Genomic DNA, 6,402 nt, shown 5'->3' on the forward strand with positions numbered 1-6,402 from the left:
GCGCGAAACGGGCGCGGCGTCCTATACTTTCTTTTTCCAGCTTCCTGAACGAATCCCGACATGACCGAGAAGCCCCTGATCATCATCAGCTCCCGCACCGGCAACACGCTGGCCGTGGGACATGCCGTCTGCGACGCGCTGCCCGGCGCCGTCATGATGCGCCCCTCCGAGGTTCCCGACGACCTCACGCCCTACAATCCCGTCCTGCTCGGCTTCTGGTGCGACAGGGGCGATGCGCCCGAGGAGATCCTCAGGATCGCGCCCCGCCTCAGGAACAAGACGATCGGCTGCTTCGCCACCATGGGCGGCGACCCCGAGGGCGAGAAGTCGAAGGCCTGGATGCAGAAGACGAGCGAGAAGCTCGTCGCGATGGGCGAGGGCAATACGCTTGCGGAGACCTTCCTCTGCCGCGGCCGCATCGACCCCGAGGTCTTCCAGCGCATGACCGACATGCTCGGCGGCACCGTGAGTCCCGAGCGCGAGGCCGGCCGCAGACTGAGCGAAACCCACCCCGACAGGCTCGACCTCGACAGGGCCGCGCAGATCTTCGGCGGCTTCTTCGGCGGCAGCTGGTAGAAGCGTCCGCAAGACGCGATCGAACGGGATCAAAGAAAATCGAAAGGGCCGTGCCTCATCAGCACGGCCTTTTCTCGCATTTTGCGTGCGCCTTGCCGTGTCGCGCTATCATGAGGACCTCTCGGAACCCAAAGCCCGCCCCTCGGGCAACAACAGGAGACAACACGGATGAAGATCCTTCTCATCAACGGCAGTCCGCGCGAAGGCAACACCGCCCGCGTGCTTGAGGCCCTCGCCGCCAGGCTCGGCGGCCATGATGTCGAGACGCTCAGGCTCGGCGAACTCGGCATCAGGGGTTGCATCGGCTGCCTGCGCTGCCAGCAGGATGTGGAGCACTTCGTCTGTCATCAGACGGGCGACGACGCCAATGCGGTGCTCGCGAAGATCGTGGCGGCCGACGTCGTGCTCATGGCGACGCCGCTCTACGGGCATTGCTTCACGGCCCAGATGAAGTGCCTCGACGACCGCATGTCGGCCCTGATGAAGTGGGTGGGCGGCGAGCATCCGCACGTCGTCTCGGCGCTCAAGGACAAGCCGATGGGCCTTGCGGTCACCTGCGGAGGACCGTCCGCAGGAAACGCCGACCTGCTCCTCGCGCTCTTTGACAAAACCGCCGAAGGCCGTCAGGCCCGCGTGTTCGGCAAGTACGTCTTCGAATTCTGTCCAGGCGATCCTGCGGGCTTCACGCCCGACGAGGCGCTCCTCGCGCGCATGGCGGCCGATGTCGCCGCGCTGGGCTGAGTCTTGCAAATACCCGCCCGTTTTCGGCGGAACTCGATGCGCATCATGTTAGAATGCGCTCCTTTCGCGCCTGCGCTCCGCGTGCAGGCGCCCGCAACTCAGAAACCCAACAGAAACAACAGTTCAAGGACACCGCCATGACCTCTCTTCCGCCTTGCCCGAAGTGCAGCTCCGAGTACGTGTACGAGGATGCCGGCCATCTCGTCTGCCGTGACTGCTCCCCGTCCGATTTGTAACAAATCGGGCGAGGCTTCCTGCTTCTTCAACACAGCCCGGACGATCGTTCGGGTCTTACATGTCTCCACAGGCTTTGGCTCGTGACGTTACGAGCGCAAGACGGTCAGCCCAGCCGCCTTCAACATTCTTATGCCTTCCTGTTTGATATTCAGAGAGGCGTTTAGGTCTCGGGCATGATGTGAGCCGCAATGCGGACAAGTCCAGCTGCGGGTTGCAAGGCTCAGTTCCTTGAGCTTGTGACCGCAGGCGGAACACGTCTTCGAAGACGGATAGAAGGTGCCGATCTTTGCAAAGATCCTGCCTTCATGCTTCGCCTTGTATTCGCATTGGCGCATGAATTCACCCCATCCGGCATCGGCAATCGCCTTTGCCAGATGGTGATTCTTCATCATGCCTTGAATTTTCAAAGTCTCGAAAATCAGCGCTTGGTTTTCGTTCACCAATCGTCGAGATGTCTTGTGAAGGAAGTCGCTGCGGCGGCGCTTCACCTTGCGGTGCAGTTTTGCCAGACGCTTGCGGGCCTTCTCACGATTCTTGCTACCTTTCTGCTTTCTTGAGAAGGCGCGTTGCGCCTTCTTGAGCTTCTTTTCGGCTCTCTTGAGAGCTTTGGGAGACTTGATCTTTTCACCGTCGGAGCATGTACCGAAGGTCTCAATGCCGACGTCAACGCCAACCGTTTTGGACTGACGAACGCATGTCGCAGGCACGGCTTCGGGCAGACCGTCCTCGTAGAGAACGGAAGCCCAGTAGTCGCCGCAGGCATCCATCGAGAGCGTGATGCTCTTGACCTTGCCTTCGATCTTCCGATGCATGACGGCCTTGATCTTCTTCATCTTCGGCACCTTGACGAAGTCGTCGCCTGCCGAAACGCCGGTGCAATGGTAGCTGGACTGTTCGCCGCGTCGGGACTTGAAGCGCGGATATCCGGCTTCCTTCTTGAAGAAGCGGCTATAGGCTTTGTTCAGATTGCGAACAGATTCCTGTAACGCCATGCAGTCGTATTCCGCCAGCCAAGCGTACTTCTCCGTATTTTTAGCAATGGCGATGAGCTTCTTGAGGTCGTGAATCGGGTGAAGATTGACACCCTTCACCTTGTAGAAATGCGTCTTGAGATACAGCGCCTTGTTGAAGCAGAATCGTACGGCACCGAAAAGACCGGCCAGATATTTTTTCTGGTCGGGCGTCGGATAGAGTCGAATTCGGATGGCGCGGATCATTCGGACAAAGGCAGGAAAGGTATTGCTATTTGATTATATGAGGCTTCCTATTTTGGCGTATGCCTCGCATTTTGCTGTCTTTTCCGCCATTCCTCCCCGCCTCACAGGCGAGGGTTCCTGGCGGATTTGGCTGAATGCGCCCATGACTGGACGCCCGGCGAGGAAGCCGCCCATGACGAGGAGAAGCTCGTCGTGAAGGACGCCAACGGCACGCTGCTCGCCGACGGCGACTCCGTCACCATCGTGAAGACCCTCAAGGTGAAGGGTGCCTCGACGCCGCTCAAGATCGGCACCAAGGTGAAGAACAGCCGCCTCGTCGAAGGCGACCACAACATCGACTGCAGGATCGACGGCTTCGGCGCGATGCAGCTCAAGTCCGAGTTCGTTAAGAAGCTCTGACGCAGGACGTCGTCCTGCGAGGATCCATCCGGACGCGAAAGGTTCCGCTTCTCTCCGTTTCGACGGAGGAAGGCGGAGCCTTCTTCGTTTGAGGGCCGCGCGGGTCTTCCGGACGATCAGCAGACCGTATCGAGCGGTGGCGGCTCGTCGGGCATGTTCGGGGCGGGCGCTTCGGGCGACGGCTCGCGGGACGGTGCGGGTGCGGGCCTTGCCGCTCCGGTGCGTGCGGAGCCGCTCGGGGCCGTGCGGCCTGCGCGGACCTTCTGCAGTTCGGCCGCGATGAAGGCCTCGTATTCGCTCACGAAGTTGTCGAGCTGCTCGGCGCCCGACTCGACGAGCCTGAGGCGCTCCTCGAAGTGTGCGGTCATGGCGGCCGAGCGGATGCGGGGCGAAACCCGCTTGAGGAGCCTGCGGCCCGATTCGGTGCAGTGCAGGTACTTGCCTTCGGTCTCGAGGTATTCCTTGCGCCTGAGTTCGGCGATGATGGCCGCGCGGGTGGCCGGCGTGCCGATGCCGCCCGCCTCCTTGAGCATGGCCTGTCCCTTCGGGTCGTCGAAGCTGCGCCAGATGTTCTCCATGGCGGCGATGAGCGTGCCCTCGGTGAAGAACTGCGGCGGCTTCGTCTTGTCCTCGCGTCCCTTGACGGCGCGCACGTCGCAGACGTCGCCCTTTTTGAGTGCGGGGAGCGTCTGGGCGTCGTCCTCGTCCTCGCCGTCCGGATCTCGGCCGCCTGCGGCCTTCGGGTTCTTCCTGCGCTTTTCCTCGGCAGCCCTGCGGTCCTTCTCGAAGAGGATGCGCCAGCCTTCGACGCGCACGACGCGGCCCTTGGCGGTGAAGGTCTCGCCGCCGATGCCGAGCACGACCTCGGTTGCGTCGAACTCGTGCACCGGGAAGAACTGCGCGATGTAGCGCCTCACGATGAGGCGGTAGATGTCGGCCTCCTCGCGGGTGAGCGTGGCGGGATCGATCGTGTTGGCGACGGGCACGATGCCGTGGTGCGCCGTCACCTTCTTGTCGTTGAAGGTCGGGCTCTTGAGCTTCGGGTCGGCCTTGGCGCAGGCGGGGGCTGCGGCGGGGAAGTTCCTGGCGACGGCGGCGAGCACGGCGGGCGCGTCCGCGTGCTGGGATTCGGGCAGATAGCCGCAGTCGGTACGAGGATAGCTCGTGATCTTCCTGACTTCGTAGAGCGACTGGCAGACCTTGAGCGTGTTCTCGGCCGTCATGCCGAAGCGCTTGCTCGCCTCGATCTGGATGTCGGCGAGCGAGTAGGCCTTGGGCGGATTGGCCTTGCGGCGCTTCGTCTCGGCGGAGAGCACCGTGGCGGTCTTTTCCTTCGAGAGACGCTCGACGAGCGCGCGGCCGACGTCGAGGTCGATGAGGAGCCTGCCTTCCTCGTCGAGGCCCTTCTGGTCGGGACCGGGCTTCCAGCGTGCGGTGAAGGGGACGGTCTCCTTGGCGAGGTCCGCCGTGATCGAGAGGTAGGGCACGGGCGTGAAGTTGCGCACCACGTAGTCGCGTCGCGCGACCATGAAGAGCGTCGGCGTCTGCACGCGGCCCACGGCGAGGAGTCCGTCGCCGCCCGCGAGCGTGTAGGCGCGTGAGAGGTTCATGCCGAGCAGCCAGTCGGCGCGGGAGCGTCCGCGCGCGGCGTCGCGCATGCCCGCGTAGCTGCGGTTGTCGCCGAGCTTGGCGAGGCCTTTTCGGATGGAGGCGGGGTCCACCGCCGAAACCCAGAATCGCTCGACGGGCTGTCGGGCCCTGAAGTGCTCGAGCACCTCGTCGACGAGGAGCTGTCCCTCGCGGTCGGGGTCGCCCGCGTTGACGACCGTTGCCGCAGACTTGAGCAATTTGCCGATCACCGAGAGCTGCTTCTTCGCACCGCGCTCGGTCTTCGCCTCCATCAGCCAGTGCTGCGGAAAGATGGGCAGGTCCTGCATGCGCCAGATCTTGCGCCCCTTCTTCGTCTTCGGAATGTCGTCGGGCAGGTAGGCGTCGGGCTCGGCCTGCTCGAGAAGATGGCCGAAGCACCAGGTGACGACCACGTCGTTTCGGCAGTTGATGAACCCGTCGCCTCGGCCCGATACGCCGAGCTCGGCGGCGATGGCCTTGGCAACGGAGGGCTTTTCGGCGATGAAGAGCTTCATGAGGGATCCGTTCGAGATTATCGGAGCAGTGTACAGATTTCGCGCTCCGGACGCACGGCCCGCTCAAAAAAGCCTTCAATTTCGACTTACGATTGTATGGAAAGGCAACGGACTTGATCCAGCCGATGTTTATAGACAATCTTTACACTTGTCGTTCGCTTTTGTCGAACATTAAGTTCGAGGTATTCGAGCGTTCTGCCAATTGAAAAAATCAATCGCTAAAAACTAGGGAAAAATACGCAAGTCGAAGGTCGAGCCCCGCGTGGTTTTTCTTGAGCTTCGTCAAGGTCGGGAAAACCCTCCGAATGTCGCGTCGGAAAAAGCGAAGGGATGTTGGGTAAAAACCCTGAGTCTAGGTGCGACTTTTGAGCAACTGCCCCCTGTGGGAGAGGGACGTCGGAGGCGTTCACGTGTTAGCATCGAATCCGTCCCCCCGACAAGGGGGCTTGACAAACAGGAGGCAAACATGACTGAATTCTGTTCGATTGACCGGGTGACCTACCCGCTGCCGTGCCAGCAGTCCTACATGCGGTGGAGTGCTCATTCGCTCCCCCCGCTTGACACCGTGTCGCAGGGTCGACGCGAAAGCGGCCTGCAGCAGATGCATCCCGAAGCGCTTCAGAACGTTCGCAAGCGCGCATTCGAGATGCTTGACGCCGGCATGAACTGCGTTGAGATCGCAAGAAAGCTCAGCGCGCACCCGCAGACGATCCGCAAGTGGAAGAAGCATCGCGAGACCTTCGGTGAAGAGCTCTCGGTGATCGGCCTCAAGCGGGGCCCGAAGAAGCTCCGTCCGGAGGTGCTCTAAAAAGAGGGTTCATCTCGGAAGTCCGTGGAACGCGGCCTTGACTTTTAAGAAAAAGTCTGGTCGGCTCCCTCCAAGAAAAAAAAGTAGCGCTCACTCCCAATTTCAGGCAGATTCAAGTTACTAGAGAAGAACCGCGAAAAAAGGATGAGCGCTATGACCAATATTGTAGGGCAACTTTTCAAATCTCTCGATCCATGGCCCGGCTTCCAGATCACTTCTTTCAAGATTCAAGTCTCGCCCGTAGATGGCAGGAAGACTCTAATTCTTGATTTGCGACCTG

7 protein-coding genes are annotated in these 6,402 nt (G+C 61.2%); 5 read left to right on the forward strand and 2 right to left on the reverse strand.

From position 1 onward, the window contains the following. The first annotated feature begins 60 nt into the window (after window positions 1–60). The 3 genes from HMPREF9465_RS10825 (at window position 61) to HMPREF9465_RS14075 (ending at window position 1,553) form a co-directional block, all read left to right on the forward strand. Window positions 61–576 (forward strand): flavodoxin family protein, encoded by a 516-nt coding sequence (locus HMPREF9465_RS10825; protein WP_005436911.1) that lies wholly within the window; start codon window positions 61–63, stop codon window positions 574–576. A 168-nt stretch (window positions 577–744) separates the two neighbouring features. Beyond that, complete coding sequence (locus HMPREF9465_RS10830) at window positions 745–1,317, forward strand: flavodoxin family protein (protein WP_005436913.1); 573 nt, start codon at window positions 745–747, stop codon at window positions 1,315–1,317. Window positions 1,318–1,454: 137 nt separating this feature from the next. Beyond that, window positions 1,455–1,553: a TFIIB-type zinc finger domain-containing protein gene (locus HMPREF9465_RS14075; RefSeq protein ID WP_081579503.1), complete on the forward strand. Its 99-nt coding sequence runs from the start codon at window positions 1,455–1,457 to the stop codon at window positions 1,551–1,553. 87 nt (window positions 1,554–1,640) lie between these two features. Here the strand turns inward: HMPREF9465_RS14075 and HMPREF9465_RS10835 are convergent, their stop codons facing one another. After that, the gene (locus tag HMPREF9465_RS10835; protein ID WP_005436919.1) at window positions 1,641–2,771 is read right to left on the reverse strand and encodes an RNA-guided endonuclease InsQ/TnpB family protein; all 1,131 of its coding nucleotides are present in this window, start codon (window positions 2,769–2,771) and stop codon (window positions 1,641–1,643) included. A gap of 126 nt (window positions 2,772–2,897) precedes the next feature. On the opposite strand from HMPREF9465_RS10835, the gene HMPREF9465_RS10840 reads away from it, so the two are divergent. Beyond that, window positions 2,898–3,170 carry a zinc ribbon domain-containing protein YjdM gene (locus HMPREF9465_RS10840; protein ID WP_005436920.1) on the forward strand — a complete coding sequence of 91 codons (273 nt, stop codon included), beginning with the start codon at window positions 2,898–2,900 and terminating at the stop codon, window positions 3,168–3,170. Window positions 3,171–3,286: 116 nt separating this feature from the next. Here HMPREF9465_RS10840 and HMPREF9465_RS10845 read toward each other — a convergent pair whose 3' ends face one another. Then, window positions 3,287–5,314, reverse strand: coding sequence for a DNA topoisomerase 3 (locus tag HMPREF9465_RS10845; RefSeq protein ID WP_005436923.1), 2,028 nt, complete (start codon window positions 5,312–5,314; stop codon window positions 3,287–3,289). A gap of 466 nt (window positions 5,315–5,780) precedes the next feature. Here HMPREF9465_RS10845 and HMPREF9465_RS10850 point away from each other — a divergent pair, with 466 nt between their 5' ends. Continuing rightward, a complete protein-coding gene (locus HMPREF9465_RS10850) occupies window positions 5,781–6,122 on the forward strand; it encodes a helix-turn-helix domain-containing protein (RefSeq protein ID WP_005436926.1) in 342 nt (113 codons plus the stop codon). Window positions 6,123–6,402: the final 280 nt, after the last annotated feature.

Source organism: Sutterella wadsworthensis 2_1_59BFAA (assembly GCF_000297775.1).
GTDB classification, from domain to species: Bacteria; Pseudomonadota; Gammaproteobacteria; order Burkholderiales; family Burkholderiaceae_F; genus Sutterella; species Sutterella wadsworthensis_A.